This is a genomic window from Rhodococcus sp. 15-2388-1-1a (assembly GCF_002259145.1).
Taxonomy (GTDB): domain Bacteria; phylum Actinomycetota; class Actinomycetes; order Mycobacteriales; family Mycobacteriaceae; genus Rhodococcoides.
Window position 1 is genome coordinate 470,738 of sequence record NZ_NPFP01000008.1, and the last position, 18,121, is coordinate 488,858.

The 18,121-nt window shown below is 64.5% G+C and carries 16 protein-coding genes; 7 read left to right on the forward strand and 9 right to left on the reverse strand.

The annotated features are described in order from the left end of the window. The first annotated feature begins 76 nt into the window (after positions 1 to 76). Both CH302_RS06750 and CH302_RS06755 read left to right on the forward strand, forming a co-directional pair. Entirely contained in the window at positions 77 to 2,074 is a 1,998-nt protein-coding gene (locus CH302_RS06750) for an APC family permease (protein ID WP_037190084.1), read from the forward strand. Continuing rightward, the gene (locus tag CH302_RS06755) at positions 2,071 to 3,342 is read left to right on the forward strand and encodes a class I SAM-dependent RNA methyltransferase (protein ID WP_037189468.1); all 1,272 of its coding nucleotides are present in this window, start codon (positions 2,071 to 2,073) and stop codon (positions 3,340 to 3,342) included. The genes CH302_RS06750 and CH302_RS06755 overlap by 4 nt, the downstream gene beginning before the upstream one ends. 16 nt (positions 3,343 to 3,358) lie before the next feature. On the opposite strand, the gene CH302_RS29950 is transcribed toward CH302_RS06755, so the two are convergent. Then, positions 3,359 to 3,520, reverse strand: coding sequence for a hypothetical protein (locus tag CH302_RS29950; RefSeq protein WP_176460654.1), 162 nt, complete (start codon positions 3,518 to 3,520; stop codon positions 3,359 to 3,361). Between the two features lie 25 nt (positions 3,521 to 3,545). On the opposite strand from CH302_RS29950, the gene CH302_RS06760 reads away from it, so the two are divergent. Further along, the gene (locus tag CH302_RS06760; RefSeq protein ID WP_037189466.1) at positions 3,546 to 4,067 is read left to right on the forward strand and encodes a CGNR zinc finger domain-containing protein; all 522 of its coding nucleotides are present in this window, start codon (positions 3,546 to 3,548) and stop codon (positions 4,065 to 4,067) included. Between the two features lie 24 nt (positions 4,068 to 4,091). On the opposite strand, the gene CH302_RS06765 is transcribed toward CH302_RS06760, so the two are convergent. Both CH302_RS06765 and CH302_RS06770 read right to left on the reverse strand, forming a co-directional pair. Further along, complete coding sequence (locus CH302_RS06765; protein WP_037189465.1) at positions 4,092 to 4,931, reverse strand: ABC transporter permease; 840 nt, start codon at positions 4,929 to 4,931, stop codon at positions 4,092 to 4,094. Then, complete coding sequence (locus CH302_RS06770) at positions 4,928 to 5,992, reverse strand: ATP-binding cassette domain-containing protein (protein WP_082323587.1); 1,065 nt, start codon at positions 5,990 to 5,992, stop codon at positions 4,928 to 4,930. The genes CH302_RS06765 and CH302_RS06770 overlap by 4 nt, the downstream gene beginning before the upstream one ends. Before the next feature lie 181 nt (positions 5,993 to 6,173). On the opposite strand from CH302_RS06770, the gene CH302_RS06775 reads away from it, so the two are divergent. Both CH302_RS06775 and CH302_RS06780 read left to right on the forward strand, forming a co-directional pair. Next, positions 6,174 to 6,929 (forward strand): sigma-70 family RNA polymerase sigma factor, encoded by a 756-nt coding sequence (locus CH302_RS06775; RefSeq protein WP_037189464.1) that lies wholly within the window; start codon positions 6,174 to 6,176, stop codon positions 6,927 to 6,929. Then, a complete protein-coding gene (locus CH302_RS06780; RefSeq protein WP_037189463.1) occupies positions 6,926 to 7,684 on the forward strand; it encodes an anti-sigma factor in 759 nt (252 codons plus the stop codon). The genes CH302_RS06775 and CH302_RS06780 overlap by 4 nt, the downstream gene beginning before the upstream one ends. A 42-nt stretch (positions 7,685 to 7,726) precedes the next feature. On the opposite strand, the gene glsA is transcribed toward CH302_RS06780, so the two are convergent. After that, complete coding sequence (gene glsA, locus CH302_RS06785; protein ID WP_037189462.1) at positions 7,727 to 9,553, reverse strand: glutaminase A; 1,827 nt, start codon at positions 9,551 to 9,553, stop codon at positions 7,727 to 7,729. Positions 9,554 to 9,731: 178 nt separating this feature from the next. On the opposite strand from glsA, the gene dxs reads away from it, so the two are divergent. Then, a complete protein-coding gene (gene dxs / locus CH302_RS06790) occupies positions 9,732 to 11,612 on the forward strand; it encodes a 1-deoxy-D-xylulose-5-phosphate synthase (RefSeq protein ID WP_037189461.1) in 1,881 nt (626 codons plus the stop codon). Here dxs and CH302_RS06795 read toward each other — a convergent pair. Further along, positions 11,599 to 12,861: an MFS transporter gene (locus CH302_RS06795; protein WP_052047501.1), complete on the reverse strand. Its 1,263-nt coding sequence runs from the start codon at positions 12,859 to 12,861 to the stop codon at positions 11,599 to 11,601. The genes dxs and CH302_RS06795 overlap by 14 nt on opposite strands. A 288-nt stretch (positions 12,862 to 13,149) precedes the next feature. Between CH302_RS06795 and CH302_RS06800 the strand changes: the two genes are divergently transcribed. After that, positions 13,150 to 14,523: a glycosyltransferase 87 family protein gene (locus CH302_RS06800; protein WP_052047500.1), complete on the forward strand. Its 1,374-nt coding sequence runs from the start codon at positions 13,150 to 13,152 to the stop codon at positions 14,521 to 14,523. Here CH302_RS06800 and CH302_RS06805 read toward each other — a convergent pair. From CH302_RS06805 to sigJ, 4 genes are all read right to left on the reverse strand, one after another. Then, positions 14,493 to 14,762: a YciI family protein gene (locus CH302_RS06805; protein WP_037189460.1), complete on the reverse strand. Its 270-nt coding sequence runs from the start codon at positions 14,760 to 14,762 to the stop codon at positions 14,493 to 14,495. The two genes, CH302_RS06800 and CH302_RS06805, sit on opposite strands and share 31 nt — an antisense overlap. Before the next feature lies 1 nt (position 14,763). Beyond that, positions 14,764 to 16,161 (reverse strand): sugar porter family MFS transporter, encoded by a 1,398-nt coding sequence (locus CH302_RS06810; RefSeq protein WP_037189459.1) that lies wholly within the window; start codon positions 16,159 to 16,161, stop codon positions 14,764 to 14,766. A 222-nt stretch (positions 16,162 to 16,383) separates the two neighbouring features. After that, complete coding sequence (locus tag CH302_RS06815) at positions 16,384 to 17,130, reverse strand: SDR family oxidoreductase (RefSeq protein WP_037189458.1); 747 nt, start codon at positions 17,128 to 17,130, stop codon at positions 16,384 to 16,386. Between the two features lie 94 nt (positions 17,131 to 17,224). Beyond that, the gene (gene sigJ / locus CH302_RS06820; RefSeq protein ID WP_037189457.1) at positions 17,225 to 18,085 is read right to left on the reverse strand and encodes an RNA polymerase sigma factor SigJ; all 861 of its coding nucleotides are present in this window, start codon (positions 18,083 to 18,085) and stop codon (positions 17,225 to 17,227) included. Between the last annotated feature and the right edge of the window lie 36 nt (positions 18,086 to 18,121).

Sequence of the window (18,121 nt, forward strand, 5' to 3'; positions counted from 1 at the left end):
GACCGAGGGTGCGCTCCGACGCAGTTTCGGGCGCGTGGTTGAGACGTCCGCAGGAGGACGGCCTACGCTTCTGTGCGTGTCCAAGGTCTCGACTGCCGCCAAGCGGCTAGTGCTCGGTAAGCCGTTCCGCAGCGACAAGCTCGGTCATACGTTGCTTCCCAAGCGGATCGCGTTGCCGGTGTTCGCCTCGGACGCCATGTCGTCGGTTGCCTATGCACCGGAAGAGATCTTCCTGGTGCTGTCGGTGGCGGGCATCTCGGCAGTCGCCTTCACCCCGTGGATCGGTCTCGCCGTCTGCGTGGTGATGGCCGTCGTCGTGGCCAGCTATCGACAGAACGTGCACGCTTATCCGTCCGGCGGCGGCGACTACGAGGTCGCGACCACAAACCTGGGCCCTGCGGCCGGATTGACGGTCGGCAGCGCACTGTTGGTCGACTACGTGTTGACCGTGGCGGTGTCGATCTCGGCGGCGGCGTCGAACATCGGATCTGCGGTTCCGTTCGTGGCCCAGCACAAGGTGCTGTTCGCCGTCGTGGCCATCGTCCTGGTCACCTCCGTCAATCTTCGGGGCATCCGCGAGTCCGGAGCTGCGTTCGCGATCCCGACGTATGCCTTCATGGGTGGCATGTTCCTGATGTTGGCGTACGGCCTGTTCCGGGTCTACGTTCTCGGCGACGACATTCATGCAGAATCGGCAACCTTCGATCTGAAGGCAGAGGATTCGCACCTGTACGGAATTGCGTTCGCGTTCCTCATCGCGCGCGCCTTCTCTTCCGGTTGTGCGGCGCTGACCGGGGTGGAGGCCATCAGCAACGGGGTACCCGCATTCGAGAAGCCGAAGTCGCGTAACGCCGCGACCACACTGTTGCTGCTCGGAGCCATCGGCATCACATTGCTGATGGGCATCATCGTGCTCGCACAGAAGATCGGCATCAAGTACGCCCTGGATCCCGATATTCAGCTGATCGGCGCGCCGGAGGGGTACCAGCAGAAGACGTTGATCGCGCAGCTCGCGGAGGCGGTGTTCAGCGGATTCCCCGCTGGATTCTTCTTCATCACGACCGTCACGGCCCTCATCCTGGTACTTGCGGCCAACACCGCGTTCAACGGCTTCCCCGTTCTCGGTTCGGTTCTGGCCCAGGACCGGTACCTGCCGAGGCAGCTGCACACTCGTGGCGACCGTCTTGCCTTCAGCAACGGCATCCTTTTTCTGTCCGGAGCTGCGATCGTCTTCGTCGTCGCGTTCGGTGCCGAGGTCACCAAGCTCATTCAGCTCTACATCGTCGGGGTGTTCGTCTCGTTCACCCTCAGTCAGACCGGCATGGTTCGGCACTGGACGCGGCTGTTGGCCACCGAGACCGATCCCGAGCAACGGCGACGCATGCACCGCTCACGGGTGGTCAACGGAGTCGGTCTCGGCATGACCGGAACGGTGCTGGTCATCGTGTTGATCACCAAGTTCGCCGCCGGCGCGTGGATCGCGATCGTGGCGATGGTGGCGATCTTCGTCCTGATGCGCATGATCAGAAAGCACTACGACACCGTGGCGCGCGAGCTCGAGAACGAGGAATGGGACGGAGTTCTGCCCAGCCGCACACATTCGATCGTGTTGGTCTCGAAGCTGCACATGCCGACCCTGCGCGCGTTGGCGTACGCCCGAGCAACCAGGCCCGACACCCTCGAGGCCGTGACCGTCAACGTCGACGAAGCCGATACTCGCGCACTGGTTCGGGAGTGGGAAGCCAGTGACGTCTCGGTGCCGCTCAAGGTCGTCGAGTCGCCCTACCGAGAAGTCACCAAACCTGTCCTGGACTACGTGAAACGGGTTCGACGCGACTCGCCTCGGGACGTCGTCACGGTCTTCATTCCCGAGTACGTGGTCGGTCACTGGTGGGAGCAGGTTCTGCACAATCAGAGCGCGTTGCGACTCAAGTCTCGCCTGCTGTTCCAGCCGGGCGTGATGGTCACCAGCGTGCCGTGGCAGCTTCGGTCGTCCGAGAAGGCCAAGCGTGAGGTGCTCGGCAACGCGCCCGGTGCGTCGCGACGCGGCTACGAGCCTCCGGCGGGCAAGTGAGCGAGAGCTGGTTCGGGCTGCTGCTCGAGGTCGAACTGGGCGCGCCGGGGCACGGTGGGTTCTGTGTGGCCCGCCACGACGGCCGGGTGATGTTCGTGCGTCACGGATTGCCCGGTGAACGGGTCGTGGCCAAGGTGACCGAAGATCGGGGCGGGTCGTTCTGTCGCGCCGATGCAGTCGAGATCCTGTCGGCGTCTCCGGACCGGGTGGACGCGCGCTGTCCCATCTCCGGACCCGGCGGCTCGGGCTGCTGCGACTACTCCCACGCCAGTGCCGAAGCCGGACGGCGACTGAAGTCCTTCGTCGTCGCCGAACAGCTTCGCCGCGTCGCCGGAATCGAGCGCGAGGTGCGCGTGGAGGAACTGCCGGGGTCCGGTGACGGCACCGGGTGGCGAACCCGAGTGCGACTCGCCGTCGACTCCGGTGGACGGCCGGGCTATCACCGCTATCGCAGCAGCTCGATCGTCACCGAACTGACCTGTCCGCAAATGGATTCCGCGGCCTTCGATGGTCTGCCGGATCAGCAATGGCGGCCGGGTGCCGAGCTGCAGGTGGTGCTCGACGGTGACGGTGAGCGGCACGTGGTGGAGATCGCGCCGGCGCAACTCTCGCCCACCGGACGCCGATCTCAGGGTCGTCGTGGGGCGTCCGCGCGTCGGGCGGCGTCGTCGCGGTCCCGGCCCGAGAAGGCCGTGATCGGATCGGGTCGCGCGACCGAATACGTCTCGAACAGGGCGTGGACCCTCGACGCCACCGGGTTCTGGCAGGCCCACCGCGGTGCGCCGCAGGTGTACACCGATGTGGTGTCGGAGTGGGCGGACGCCTCTCCCGGTGACGGTGCATGGGATCTGTACGGCGGTGTCGGTGTGTTCGCTGCGGCCCTCGCCGCCGGTGTCGGATCGGACGGACATGTGACCAGCGTCGAGTTCTCCCGGCGTGCAGCCGAGGACGGCCGCTCGGCTCTGCACGACTTGCCTCAGGTGTCGTTCGTGCCGGGACGCGTCGAGCGTTCGATCGATGCGTTGGCCGACCCGGTGTCGGTCGCGGTCCTCGATCCACCTCGGGCGGGGGCAGGCCGGGACGTGATCGACGCCCTCGTCGTCAGGTCTCCCCGCTCGGTGGTGCACATCGGATGCGATCCGGCCTCGTTCGCGCGGGATGTGAGCGTGTATCGAGCTGCGGGATACGAGCTCGACGACATGCGCGCGTTCGATGCGTTTCCCCTGACCAGTCACGTCGAATGCATCGGCCGTTTCGTTCGTCGGTAACGGCTGCCACGACCGATCAGGCCCGGTGCGCAACTTCGGCGACCGGGGAGAAGGTGTGCGTGGGAACGGTCACGATGCGCTGGGCCCCGCACCGGCAGCCCTGATAGCCGACGAGTCCCTCGCTCGTGTTGTGGGTGGAATGGGTGGTCCAGGTGTGTGTGGTGTGTTCGGTGTGCATGTCACCATCGTGATGTAATGGTCTTGTGCACATCAACCCTTACGGCGAATATGCGGTGAAACTCGGTATCGACCTGCTCAATTCACCGCCCACGTCGGCGACCGAACTGGGTGCCCGATGCGTGGACGCCGGCCTCGTACCGGACTGGACCGCAACCGATGCCGACCTTCTCGACACCCTGCAGTTCCTGCGGGACTGGGCTCGAGTGGTGGACGCGACAACCGAAAACGATCGGGCCGACAAGCTCAATGCTCTGCTGGCACAGGCGTCGGCCTACCCGCGGTTGACCAACCACGCCGACGACGGCTGGCACATGCACTACCGCGACCCCAACATCGAACTCGGCGGCGTCATCAGGGCCCTGGTGAGCGTCGGCACAGCGTTGCATCTGACGGGACGCGGAATGTCTCGCCTCGATCGCTGCGCCGCCGCCGACTGCACACTCGCGTTCGCCGACACCTCGAGAACCGGTAGACAGCGATACTGCGGAACGGTGTGCTCCAATCGCGACGCGGTACGCAGACATCGAGCACGCGCAGCCTCGTGATCGAGGCGATGCGCACCGTGTCCGCTAGGACTTTCGGTTGTACAGGCGCATGGTTATCGGTCCGAACACCGCCAGCAACACCGCACACATCACCAGTGTCACTCCCAGGTGACCTGTGTCGACATCACCCTGCATCAGGCCGCGCAGTGACGTGACCAGGAAACTGACCGGGTTGACGTCCACGAACGCGCGCAGCCAACCGGGCATCGTGCTGGGGTCGACGAAGATGTTGCTCGCGAACGTGAGCGGAAACAGGATGAACATCGACACGCCCATCACCGCAGCCTCGGTGCGCACGATCATCGCGATCATGGTCCAGATCCAGGACAGGCAGAACGAGAACACCAGCAGCAGAGCGATGGAGGCCACGACGCCGACGACGCCACCCTGCGGCCTGAAGCCGAGGACCAACCCGAGGATCAGCACGATCACCGAGGCCAGCGTGTAGCGAACGACGTCACCGAGCAGCGCACCGACCAGGGGAGACGGACGCCAGATGGGCAGCGAACGGAATCGGTCGAACACGCCCTTCTCGATGTCCTTGTTCATGGTCACGCCGGTGTACATCGTGATCATCACCACGGTCTGCACGAGGATGCCGGGGAGCAGGAACTGGATGTACGCCTGGGTCGACCCGGCCAATGCGCCACCGAACAGGTAAGTGAACAGCAACGTGAACATGATGGGAAAGGCCGTCACGTCGAACAACTGCTCGGGAACGTGCTTGATCTTGAGCAGCGCTCGCCACCCGAAGCTCAGCGACGTCGACAACGACGACGGACGCGCCGGACGCGGCCCGGCCGCACCGAGCACATCGATGATGGTCGACGCCTGTGGCGTCGACTGCTGGGCTTCCGCGGTCATGACGCAACCTCCTTCTCGGAATCAATTGTGGTGCCGACCTGAGGGGTCGTTCCTGCAGGCACTCCCGCCCCTTGGGTCGTTCCCGCAGGCTCCACTCCCGCCCCTTGGGTCGTTCCCGCAGGCTCCACTCCCGCCCCATGCCCGGTGAGGGCGAGAAACACCTCGTCCAAGCTCGGTTGTCCCAGCGTGAACGACGCGATGGGGATGCCTGCGGTCTCGAGTGCAGGCAGCACGGGTGCGGCCTGTGCCGGGTTGTCCAACCGTGCGGTGACGGTCGACGGATCCGGATCCTCGGTGACGTTGCCGCCGACCAGCTCTCGCAGGATCTGCGCGGCGGCCGTTCGCTGGGACGCCTCGAGAACTCGCAGGTGCAGTGAGTTCGATCCCACCGACGCTTTCAGCTCACCCGTCGTCCCCTCGGCGATCACCTTGCCGCGATCGATGACCGCGACACGCCCGGCCAGCTGATCGGCCTCGTCCAAATACTGTGTCGTCAGTAACACCGTCGTTCCGCCCGCGACCAACGCACGGACGATCTCCCACACGTGGTTTCGGCTGCGGGGGTCGAGCCCGGTGGTGGGCTCGTCGAGGAAGATCAGTTCGGGAGTGACGATGATGCTGGCGGCGATGTCGATGCGACGGCGCATGCCGCCGGAGTAGGTCTTGACCTGTCGGGGGCCGGCGTCGGCGATGTCGAACGCCGTCAGCAACTGCTCGGCTCGTGATCGGGCGGCGGGCCGAGAGTAGCCGAGCAGTCGAGCGAGCAGCACCAGATTCTCCGTACCGGTGAGATCCTCGTCCAGAGAGGCGAATTGTCCTGTCAGAGCGACTTTCTGCCGTACGGCCTCCGGTTCGCTCGCCACGTCGTGACCCAGGACCCGGGCACTGCCTCCGTCGATCGGAAGGAGGGTGGCCAACATCCGGATGGTCGTCGTCTTCCCTGCGCCGTTCGGCCCGAGTACGCCGTAGACACCACCGGACGGGATCGAGAGGTCGACTCCGTCGACAGCGATGTTCGTGCCGAAACGTTTGACCAGACCGTGTGTCTCGATCGCCGCCATGTCTCTCGTTTCCTCCGGTGGGCCGGTTGCCCGATTCCCCACGATTGTCCGATTCTCCACCAAGGATGAAACGCGGTCCACATCTGCGCAAACGAATTTTCGTCCCGAACCATCCTCCGGTCGGTTTGTTCCGAATATGTACTGCGGCGGGAAAACGCGGAGGTTTCGATATGAGAGCGATATGACCACTAGTGTCGTGATCGATGAACTCGATCATGAACCCGTCTGTTGGGACGACTTTCCGATGAGCGCGCCGTTGTCGGGTGCGTCCGGATCGTCGGATGCCGGCCGTGACCGGACGACATCCGATGCCTCGGAGAACTACGCGGCAGAGGATGCGGTGTGTGCTGTTCCCAGTCCACAGCTCAAGAACCTCCGTGCCGACGAAGCGGATCGTCTCCGTCGGTTGATGGCGTCGATCGCGCAGGGCGATCGGGCGGCATTCGCCGAGTTGTACGACGCGACCTCGTCGCGGGTCTACGGCATGGTGCTGCGGGTGCTTCGTGACCCGGGGTACAGCGAGGAGACCGCGCAGGAGGTGTTTCTCCAGATCTGGCGTGCGGCACCGAACTACGACCCGAACCAGGGCAGTCCACTGGCCTGGATCATGACGCTGGCGCACCGTCGAGCCGTCGATCGCGTTCGGAGCGAGCAGTCGGGTACCGACCGTGAGGCCGCGTACGGCGCAGTCAGTCACACACCGGAGCACGACGAAGTGCTCGAGACGGTGACGCAGCGGCTCGAATCGGAAGCCGTGGTCGCCTGTCTCGAAACTTTGACCGATACGCAGAGCGAGTCGGTCCGAATGGCCTATTACAGCGGTTACACCTATCGCGAAGTTGCGGAGCGGCTCGGGGTCGCGGTTCCTACCATCAAATCGCGCATACGAGACGGATTGATCAAATTGAAGACATGCCTGGGGGTGATCCCGCAATGAACGAATCGTCACGACAACGACTGCTCGACGACGCGGAGGTCTATGCCCTGCACGCGACCACCGAAGCCGAACGACGCGACATCGAGACAGAACGGTTGCGCGTCGACGACACCGCACGCGCCCAGTTCGACGTCCTGGTGGGCGAGATCCACGAGACGCTGGCCCTGGCAGCGGCGTCCGACGCCTCTCCCGCGCCCGAGTCCCTTCGGCAACGGGTGCTCGATCAGGTCGCCGTCAGCGATCAGGAGCCCACGGTCCACAAGCTGCCACCGAACGTCACACCGCTGCACAGGCATCGGCGCGAACGCTCGAAGGCCTGGCGGTACTCGATGGTCTCGGCTGCGGCCGCGGTGGTCGTCGCCGTCGGTGGCGTTGTGGTCGTCAGTCAGACCATGGGTACCGATGCGCAGCCGTCTCAGGCGGACCAGATCGTGGCCGCGCCCGATTCACGACAGGTGACGGCGGAGTTCCCCGGTGGCGGCTCGGCGACCGTGGCGTACTCGCTGGCCCGGAACGCGGTCGTCGTCGATCTCGATGGAGTTCCGCAGCCACCGCCGGGCCGCGTCTACCAGATGTGGTTCGTGGACGGTTCGCCTCGCTCTGCCGGTGTGGTGACCGAGGATCAGCTTTCCTCCGAGGACGGCACGGTGATCGACGGTCTCGGGGCGTCGACGAACTTCGCGTTCTCACTCGAACCCGCAGGCGGGTCGGCGCAGCCGACAGAGGTGCTCACGATGCTGACGTTGGGCGCCTGAGAGCAGCACACGCACAGTCGCCTCGGGCGGTTCGACGTTCGGTCAGATGCCGATGTCGAACCGCCCGAGCGTTCTGATCACCGCGGCCATCTGGCCGTAGGCTCCGGTGGCGAGATTTTCCAGCAGCGCCAGCTTGATCTCCGGTGCATCGCGCGTGAGCGCCTGGAAGTGCGCCGCCGACACCACCACGAGATCGACCGGTGTGTCGGCGACCATGTCGAGCAGGAACGGTACCGACATCAGCAGGGGCATCTCACCGAAGCTCATGCCGGGGGAGAGTGTCGTGATGCGGTGCTTGCCGCCGTCGGCGGCGACGGCCGTGGACGTCACCTCACCGCGCAGCATCAGGAACAGGCCGGCAGCCGCATCACCCTGGCGAACGATCACGTCTCCGCGCGCGTAGTGCCGCTTCTCCAGATACGGAGTGACGGCCTCGAACTGTGCGGCGGACAGCCCGGCCAGCAGCGGATGCTCGGCCGTGGTGACGACCGTCGGCTGTCGCACACCCGCGCAATGGCGATCGAGCAACAGATTCTCGGCCCACTGGATGGCCGCACCCAGGCTCGAGTAGGTTCGGCCCGCGGGGTCGGCCGGGTCGAGACTCGACGTCGTGTGACCCATGATCGCTCTCGGATCCACCAGACCCACCACACAGCCGTGCTCCGCGAGATCCTGACGGAGATCCTCGAACATGGTCCGGGCGATGTCACTGACCTCGTCGACGCCTCGCACATCGATGACGAGGGCGTCCAGTTCCCGATCGAGGTCGCCGATCTCACGGACGGCAGTCTCGGCACCGGAGAAGAGCAGATCCCCGTGCAGTTCGTACACGCGGGCTCGATCGCCCACGGCAGCCAAGGTGTTCTGTTCCACGTCCGATCGCCGTTTGCGTGACGGTGCCTCGGTGACCACGTATCGGCGCCGGATCGAGGACTTCGCAGCTCGGGTGACGTGCAGGAAGTGCAGTTCGAGGCGTTTCGAGAGTTCTCGGCAGGCGGCGACTCCACGGACGCTGTTCCCGTGCGAATCGAGCCGCGGGGAGTAGACGGCGATGCCCATCTGCCCCGGGAGTACCGCCAGGATCCCGCCTCCGACCCCGCTCTTGGCCGGCAGGCCGACCCTCGCGACCCAGTCGCCCGCGCCGTCGTACATCCCACATGTCGTCATGACCGACAGCACTCGTTCGACCAGAGCCGGTGCAAGTGCACGTTCACGGGTGCGCGGGTTGACGCCGTTGTTGGCCATCGTGGCCGCCATCATGGCGAGGTCCGCGGCGGTGACGTCGATAGAGCACTGGCGGAAGTACAGATCGACGGCGGCGTCGGGATCGTGGTCGATGATGTCGAACGAACGGAGCATGTACCCGATTGCGCGGTTGCGATTGCCGGTGCGGGCCTCCGACCGGTAGACGGCGTCGTTGAACGTCAGAGTCCTCCCTGCATACCGCGAGTACGAGGCTCGAATGCGCTCGAATCGATCCTCGGCACTTCGCCCGGCGATCAGCGACGCCGACGTGATGGCACCGGCGTTGATCATCGGGTTGCGCGGTCGCTCGGTGACGGGGTCGAGACTGATCTCGTTGAACGGCTCACCGGACGGTTCGACGTCGACCTTGCTCGCGACGACGTCCAGTCCCCGGTCGGCCAACGCCAGTGCATAGGTGAACGGCTTGGAGATGGATTGAATCGTGAAGGGGACTCGAGTGTCGCCGACCTCGTAGACGTAACCGTCCGTGGTCGTCAGCGCGATACCGAACCCGTCCGGCGTGACGGCGGCCAGTTCGGGAATGTAGTCCGCCACCTGCCCGGACGTGTCGTCTCTGCATAATTCGTGAACTCGGCGCAGGATGGCATCGACCACGTTGCTCATAGGCCACACTGTATGTGTGATGTCCGATTCGTCTCCGCCGAGGTTAGGGGCGGCTGGCCCAGGGCACCTCGATGTTCGACGGTACTGTCGGCGTGACGATGCTGGGCGGAGCAGCAGTGCACGGTAACTCCGTAGACTGAAATTTCATTGTGTTTTCCGGCCGGAGGGAGCGATCTCGTTGGGTGTCCTAGCTCGAATTCAGACGCCCGAGGACTTGCGCGACCTCGGCAGTGCGGAGCTGGCCGAACTGGCTCGCGAGATCCGTGCGTTCCTCGTCGAGAAGGTGTCCGCTACCGGCGGCCACCTCGGTCCCAATCTCGGTGTGGTGGAACTGACATTGGCGATTCATCGCATCTTCGACTCCCCGCGTGATCCCGTCATCTTCGACACCGGTCATCAGGCGTACGTACACAAGATGCTGACCGGGCGCACCGGTCTGTTCGACACGCTGCGTAAGCAGGGCGGCCTGTCGGGCTACCCGTCACGGGTCGAGAGCGAACACGACTGGGTCGAGTCCTCGCACGCGTCGGCGTCCCTCTCCTACGCCGACGGCCTGGCCAAAGCGTTCGCCCTGAAAGGCGAAACCGACCGGCACGTGGTCGCAGTGGTCGGCGACGGTGCGCTCACCGGCGGAATGTGTTGGGAGGCCCTCAACAACATCGCCGCAGGCCGCGACCGATCCCTGGTGATCGTCGTCAACGACAACGGTCGCTCGTACGCCCCGACCATCGGGGGCTTGGCCGATCATCTGGCTGCCCTACGGCTCCAGCCCGGGTACGAGAAGGTGCTGGACAACGGTCGCCGCATCGTTCGTCGCATTCCGATCGTCGGGCCCACGGCCTACGCGATGTTGCACGGCATGAAGGCCGGAGTGAAGGACGCCATCAGCCCGCAGGTGATGTTCACCGATCTCGGAATCAAATACCTGGGTCCGGTCGACGGCCACGACCAGCACGCGATGGAATCGGCTCTGCGTCGAGCCAAGGCATACGGCGGCCCGGTCATCGTCCACGCGGTGACGCGCAAAGGCATGGGTTACGTTCACGCCGAGAACGACGTCGCAGATCAGATGCACGCCACCGGGATCATCGATCCGTTGACGGGACTGGCGCGGTCGAAGTCGGCACCGGACTGGACGTCGGTGTTCTCGGCGGCCCTGATCGAGCAGGGCGAACAGAACGAGGACGTCGTGGCAATCACCGCTGCGATGGCCGCGCCCACCGGTCTCGCCGCGTTCGGAGTTCGCTTCCCCGACCGGTTGTTCGACGTCGGAATCGCCGAGCAGCACGCGATGACGTCGGCTGCCGGACTCGCACTGGGCGGCATGCATCCGGTGGTCGCGATCTACTCCACCTTCCTCAATCGAGCGTTCGATCAATTGCTGATGGACGTGGCGCTGCTCGGACTGCCGGTCACCGTGGTGCTCGACCGCGCCGGTGTCACGGGGGCCGACGGTGCCAGCCACAACGGCATGTGGGACATGTCCCTGCTCGGCATCATCCCCGGCATGAGGGTGGCGGCGCCACGAGATGCCGAGACACTGCGAGAAGAGCTGGCCGAGGCGATCGCAACGTCCGACGGACCCACCGCGCTGCGCTTTCCGAAAGGCGCGGTGACCGAAACCGTGCCCGCAGTGCGCAGACTCGACGGAATCGTCGACGTACTGACCGAGCCGTCCGGTGCCACGGGCGATGTGCTGATCGTGGCCGTCGGAGTGTTCGGTCCGCTGGCCGTGCACGCCGCGGAGAAGCTCCGACAGGACGGCATCTCGGCGGCTGTGGTCGACCCCAGATGGGTGCTGCCCATCCCGCAGGCGCTGCTGAAATTGGCGGAGGACTATCGGATGGTGGTCACCCTCGAAGACAGTGGCCTGCACGGTGGTGTCGGCTCGACCCTGTCCGCGGCTCTTCGCGCGGCAGGCGTCGATACTCCGTGTCGTGATCTCGGTGTGCCACAACGATTCCTGGATCACGCATCACGCGAACAGCTGCACCACGAACTCGGTCTCACCTGCGAGGACGTCGTACAGCGGGTCTCGCACTGGGTCAAGAGCCTCTGACGCCGGTCTCCTGCCGGACGTCGCCGCCGTAGAACGCGCGGCGTCCGGCCACCGCGCCCGCGACTGCCATCGGAGCCGTCATCACGAGCAGGAAGAGCACCGACGGTTCCCACCGTTGCGTTGCCGAATGTACTGCGCCGCACACCACCGGGCCGCAGGCTGCCAGCATGTAGCCGACCGTCTGTGCCATCGAACTCAGCGATGCAGCATCACGTGCCGTCGCGGCCCGCAGATTCATCAGCGTCATCGCCAAGGACAACTGCCCACCTTGGCCGAGTCCGAGCAACACGGCCCACAGCAGCGCCCATGAATCGGCCGAGGACAGCACTCCCAGCAAGCCGGCAACCGTGGGCAACACCACCGCGACGGCCAGAACGCTCTGCCTCGACAATCCGGTGGCCACGTTCGGCACCGTCAGCGCCGTCACGACACTGCTGACCGACAGAGCCGTCAACAGCAATCCGGCCGCGGCGGCGTCCACACCTCGATCCTGGTAGATCGTGGGCAGCCACGCGATCAACGAATACGCCATGAGTGACTGCACACCCATGAACGCCGTCACCGCCCACGCGACGGGGGAGCGCAGCACGCCCGAACTGCCCTGCGATCCCACGGAACCGGACACCGCCGGCGACGACCCCGTCCTCGCGAACATCCGGGACAGCAGTGCCATACACAACGCCGCGATCACCACCGGGACCGCCCACAACCCGAGCACCCACCGCCACGCGCCGTCGAGCGACTCGGTCAACGGAACCGAGACCCCCGACGCCACACCGGCACTGGCGCTGATCACGGCAGTCAACACACCGGTCAACAACCCCAGCCGGCGAGCCGACACCGCCGGACTCTCCGGTCGTGCCCGCAGGCTCCACTCCTGCACGATCACGCGCACCAGTACCGGCCCCAACACGTTCGCCACCGCAATACCCGCAGCCGCCGCGAGGGTTCCCGCCACCAGTACCGGCCAGGACGGCACCGCGCGCACCGCGGTGCCGACCGCAACGAGAATCAAGCACCCGACGAGCACGTGTGTGACCCGCGCGCGACGCAGCAAAGAACCTGCAGCGGCAGCGCACACACCGAGGAAGATCACCGGTCCCGTCGTCAACAGCGCCATCGAGACGGAACCGGCAGAGTAGAACGCCGCAATATTCGAGGTGAGAGCCGAGGTGCTGCCGAACAGCAGACGCAGTCCGAGACCGAAGACCACGACGGTGAACACAGCGAACACGGTTCGGGACTTCATGGCCTGCTTTCGGCGTCCGGTCGACGGATTGTTTCTATCCCTCACAATGCACTACCGGTCATGTGAGAACCTTCTCGACCTGGCTGCAGGTTCGGTACCGAGAGCAACACCGAACTCTCGGATTTCACGAACGAGTGATCGACGAATGCAGCGAGGAGTACGGAATCGATCGCGTCGTGACATCGAGTCCATTCACGCCGAGTGTCGATCATTTTCTTTGCGAATATGTGACCTGCGTGGCTGGTGTGTCGTTGTTGTCCAAACCGTGACGACTGGCATGTTTTGTCCATGACCCTCGTCTTCGACGGTAGAACCGACGTCTCGGACAGCCGAAGCGATCCGGCTCTCGGCGACGGCGACTCCGACTGGGCCGCCGTCGAGTCCGTGGATGGCACCCCGCCGCGGGATTCCCGGAACGACGGGATCGAGCGACGGCATTCGCGATGGTTCGTGGCGATGTCGGCAGTGATCGGTGTGGTGGCATTCGCAGCACACGATCGTTTGCTGTCTTTCGACTCGTTGTACGGGTTGTTCGGCAACGGTGTCGACGCTCTCGTCTACCGACACGGCGGCGCAACCGTACTCGGTAGCGAAGAGCTGTACTCGTTTTCGTTGTTCGGCACGCTGCCGTTCACGTATCCGCCGTTCGCTGCTGTGCTGTTCGCACCCCTGGGCTTGCTCTCCGATACTGCGACCGGATTGCTGGTGAACATATCCAATGTCGTGTTGCTCTACGGCGTCGTCCATCTCAGTTGGCGACGACTCGGATACGAGAATTGCACGCGGACCAAAGTGGTGAGTGTGGGTCTGGCAGTGGTTTGCTCGTGGCTGGAGCCGGTGCGCATGTCGCTGTGGTTGGGCCAGATCAATCTGTTGTTGCTCGTGTTGGTGCTGTGGGATCTCGGCCGGCCCGAGGGCAGTCGGCTTCGCGGGGTCGGCGTCGGAATCGCGGCAGGTCTGAAGCTGACACCCGGCCTGTTCATCGTCATGTCGATCGCGCAGAAGCAATGGCGAGCGGCATGGACTGCGGCCGTCACCGGTCTGGTCACGGTGCTGATCGGATTTGTGGTCGTGTTCTCCGACGCGTGGCGCTATTGGACCTCCGCGATCCTCGCCTCGGACCGAGTGGGGTCGACCACGTCTCCCGCGAACCAGTCGGTTCGGGGGGTGGTGGCGCGGGCGTGGGGAACCGAGCATCCGCCTGTGATCGTGTGGTTGCCTGCGGCCTTGATCGTCCTTGCTGCGGGGATGTGGGTGTCGTATCGAGCTCACCGTGCGGGGAGAACACTGCTGGCGATGACGCTGTGCGGTCTCACGGCGCCGATGGTGTCGCCGTTCTCCTGGGGCCATCATTGGGTGTGGTGCGTTCCGCTGTTGGTGATCGGACTCGATGCATGTGCGAGCTCGCGGACGAGCGTGCGCGGCCGCACGCTGCGCATCCTCGGATTGCTCGCCGCCACAGCTCCTTTCGTGGCCTGGTATCGCACTCAGGCCGACGTGGTGGTGATCGGCACGTTCATGCAGTCCGTATCGCCGATCCTCGACGAAGGACTGCGGAACGCGTATTGCGTTGTCTACGTGATCGTTCTGGTGGTAGCGGCGATAGGACTGCGGAAGGACTCGACTGTCCGCTACGTCCCTGCCACCCACTCTTCGATCTGAACGCGATCTATCAGATGGGCCAGGGCGAAGGGATCGTGTGCGAACATCCGCTCCACACTCGCCTTGTCGGTGCCGTCGACGATCATCGTGGCACCACTGTGATCGGCGAGTGGGCTCGACGATCGGAGGATCTTGCGGCGCTCGAGTTCGCGCAGCCAGGCGCGGTGGTCGGTGCGGTGATCGTCACGGCCCGAGGATGTTTCGGGGGTGTACGCGTATTCGACGACGAACATCGGCATGTCAGATCTCCATGTCCTCGAGCTCCATTCCTTTGGTTTCCGTGATCTTGTACTTGACGAAGAAGAAAGACAGGATCGCGAAGAACGCAAAGAACGAATAGATGAATCCGAGTCCGATGGTGTCGGACAACGGCGGAAATGCGAGTGTGATGGCGAAGTTGGCAATCCAGTTCGCGGCAGTACTGATACCGAGAGCGACGGCTCGCATTCGGTTGGGGAACATCTCCCCGAGCATGACCCACATGATCGGTCCCCAGGTTGCGGCGAAGAAGACCACGAAGAGGTTCGCTCCGACGAGAGCGACCGGTCCCCACGGGGACGGCAATTCGAGTTGGTCCCCGCTGCCCACTGCCTGAGTGAACGAAACTGCCGCCAGTACGAGGCCGACGAACATACCTATCGAGCCGATCATGAGCAGATTTCGTCGGCCGAATCGGTCGACGAACAAGATGGCGACGAATGTCATCGAGACATTGATGACAGAGGTGATCACCGAGGTGACGAAAGATTGGTTCTCGCTGAAACCGACGGATTTCCACAGGGTCGTCGAGTAGTAGAAGATCGCGTTGATGCCGACGAACTGCTGCAGAATCGCCATCGTGATGCCGACCCAGACGATCGGTTGCAGACCGAACTTGGGTCCACGGATATCGGCGAAGGACGATTTCGATTCCCGACGCAAGGTCAGTCGGATCTCTTTGACCCTTTCGTTCGGGTTCACCTCTCCGGTGATGTCTCCCAGAATGCGAGCCGCTTCCTCGTCGAGATGTTTTCCGACGAGGTATCTGGGCGACTCGGGAATCAGCGTGGCGAGAAAACCGTAGACGAGTGCCGGTGCCACGCCGACCAGGAACATCCATCGCCAGGCTTCGAGCCCGAACCACAGGTCGTTCGACGGCCCACCTGCCGCGTTCTGCAGCACCGCGTCCGACAGCAGGGCGGCGAAAATTCCGATGGTGATGGCCAGCTGCTGCAGCGAGGCCAATCCACCTCGATAGCGCGCCGGGGCAATCTCCGAGATGTAGGCGGGCGCGATGACCGATGCGATGCCGATGCCGAGGCCGCCGAGTACACGCCACAGCATGAGATCCGGGACGCTGAACGCGAACCCGGATCCCACCGACGAGATGGTGAACAGTGCGGAACCGAGTAGCATCACCTTCTTTCGGCCCCAGCTGTCGGCGAGCCGGCCGGCGAACCAGGCACCGACCGCACAACCGAGAAGCGCGATGGCCACGGCGAAGCCGGTGACGAACGACGACAGTGCGAAGTTCTCCTGGATGGAGTCCACCGCGCCGTTGACGACGGACGAATCGAACCCGAACAAGAAGCCGCCGACAGCGGCGGCAATCGTGACTCCGATGACTTTGGCAGTGTGCCGATCGGTGGATTGCGTCATCACGTGACCCAGCTTTCGAAGTGAACCAGCATCCTTGGTGGTCGATCGCCATCATCGTCCTCGCACCGGCGGATTGGGAGCGAAATCGACTCGATATTCGAGGCGTGCGGAAATCCGCTCACCGAAAAAGGTGAATTGTCCGATATTCCGCCTGTCGAACTCGAAGTTGCGGACGGAAATCTGCCGAAAGTCGTCCATGGCTTCGAGTTCGGCGGCAGGTGGCTATCGCGCCTGGGCGGCGGCCCACTGACCGAAGGTCTGGAGACCGTGATCCGCATCGGTCGTGGTGACCAGCGTTCCGTCTCGCATCGCGCGACCGTATGCGCCGGGAATCGGGACTTCGAGCACCAGGCCGCGAGTACCGATGGCCCGTGCGTAGCGCCGAACCATCTCGGCCATGCGTTCTTCACGCGGTCCACCCAGGTCTGCGACTCGGCCGGCCGGGGACCGCTCCGCCAGGTCGATCAGTCGTTCGGCGACCTCGCGGGCGGCGATCGGTTGCGAGACCATCTTCGGGATGATGCTCACCGGACCGAACGAGGATCGTGCGCGAATCTGGCCGGCGAACTCGTGGAACTGGGTGGCTCGAAGAATGGTCCACGGCACTGTGCCGGCTCGAATGATTCTCTCCTGCTCGACCTTGCCGGCGTAGTACGAGTGTGGAGCCCTGTCTATCCCCACGATCGACAGCGCCACGTGATGGCCGACACCGGCCGCGCCCTCTGCCGTCAGCAGGTTTCGCGTGACAGCGGCGAAGAACGACATCGACTCCTTCGCCGAGATCGTCTGCGTCGACGCGACGTCGACCACCGCGTCGACTCCGGCCAGGGCGTCGGACAGACCCGACCCGCTGACGAGATCCACACCCGCAGATCGCGATAGAACGACCACCTCGTGTCCGCGTTGACGGGCGACCTCGACGACATGCACTCCGACGGTTCCGGTTCCACCGGCTACGGCTAGCTTCATCGCGTATCCACCTGATTCTCGAGAGCTGATGCGGACCGCACGGCGCGGCCCTCCACTCTCTGACGACACAGCCGTGCCGAATGTATGGCGAGTGTCAGGGCCAATGTCGGAGTTTGTCCGGATTGAGCACGATCCAGATGTCGGCCACCACCCCGTCCGCTGTGTCGAACCCGATGACGCCGAACACCTGTCCGCCGCGTCGGATCACGATGCCGGACAGGCTGTTGACGGCCTCGATGGACCAACTGAGGTCCGCGGACTTGGCGGTGATGCCGCGAACGAAACGAGCGACTCGGTCGGAGCCCACAACAGGGTTGCGGGCCGCCGAGACCTGCCCGCCTCCGTCGCTGATCAGGGTGACATCGGGGGCGAGCAACGAGACGAGCGTCGCAAGGTCTCCGTCTCCCGAGGCCATCGCGAAGGCGCGCACGACGCGATCGTGCTCGAGGGGGTCGGCAGAGGTGAGATGGCGGCCGTGCACGTGTTTTCGGGCGGCAGACGCGAGCTGGCGGCATGCGGCAGGGGAGCGGTCGAGCACGGCCGCGATGTCGTCGAACGGAACGGCGAAGGCATCGTGCAGCACGAATGCGACTCGCTGCGCAGGACCGAGCGATTCGAGAACGACGAGCAAGGCGAGAGTCACCGAATCCTGTTGTGCGACTCGATCAGCCGGGTCGGCGGCCGTCGAGTTCACCGAGTGCAGGCCGCAGACGGGTTCCGGCAACCATTGGCCGACGTACTTCTCGCGGCGGACGCGGGCCGATCCGAGCAGGTCGAGGCAGATGCGGCCGACCACCCGGGTGAGCCACGCAGCAGGGACGTCGACGGCGTCGCGTTCGGCGTCGGTGAGTCGGTACCACCGAACGAGAGCCTCGGACGCAGCGTCTTCGGCGTCGCAGTAGGAACCAAGCATGCGATAGGCGATACCGATCAGCCGACCGCGTTCCTCGTTCATGGCGTCAGACCTTATCGCGACACAACGATGCCGAGT

Coding starts and splice junctions, on each gene's coding strand:
- CH302_RS29950 (WP_176460654.1), bottom strand. CDS start 3,520: ATGCACACCGAACACACCACACACACCTGGACCACCCATTCCACCCAC.
- CH302_RS06765 (WP_037189465.1), bottom strand. CDS start 4,931: ATGACCGCGGAAGCCCAGCAGTCGACGCCACAGGCGTCGACCATCATC.
- CH302_RS06770 (WP_082323587.1), bottom strand. CDS start 5,992: ATGGCGGCGATCGAGACACACGGTCTGGTCAAACGTTTCGGCACGAAC.
- CH302_RS06775 (WP_037189464.1), top strand. CDS start 6,174: ATGACCACTAGTGTCGTGATCGATGAACTCGATCATGAACCCGTCTGT.
- CH302_RS06780 (WP_037189463.1), top strand. CDS start 6,926: ATGAACGAATCGTCACGACAACGACTGCTCGACGACGCGGAGGTCTAT.
- glsA (WP_037189462.1), bottom strand. CDS start 9,553: ATGAGCAACGTGGTCGATGCCATCCTGCGCCGAGTTCACGAATTATGC.
- CH302_RS06795 (WP_052047501.1), bottom strand. CDS start 12,861: ATGAAGTCCCGAACCGTGTTCGCTGTGTTCACCGTCGTGGTCTTCGGT.
- CH302_RS06800 (WP_052047500.1), top strand. CDS start 13,150: ATGACCCTCGTCTTCGACGGTAGAACCGACGTCTCGGACAGCCGAAGC.
- CH302_RS06805 (WP_037189460.1), bottom strand. CDS start 14,762: ATGCCGATGTTCGTCGTCGAATACGCGTACACCCCCGAAACATCCTCG.
- CH302_RS06810 (WP_037189459.1), bottom strand. CDS start 16,161: ATGACGCAATCCACCGATCGGCACACTGCCAAAGTCATCGGAGTCACG.
- CH302_RS06815 (WP_037189458.1), bottom strand. CDS start 17,130: ATGAAGCTAGCCGTAGCCGGTGGAACCGGAACCGTCGGAGTGCATGTC.
- sigJ (WP_037189457.1), bottom strand. CDS start 18,085: ATGAACGAGGAACGCGGTCGGCTGATCGGTATCGCCTATCGCATGCTT.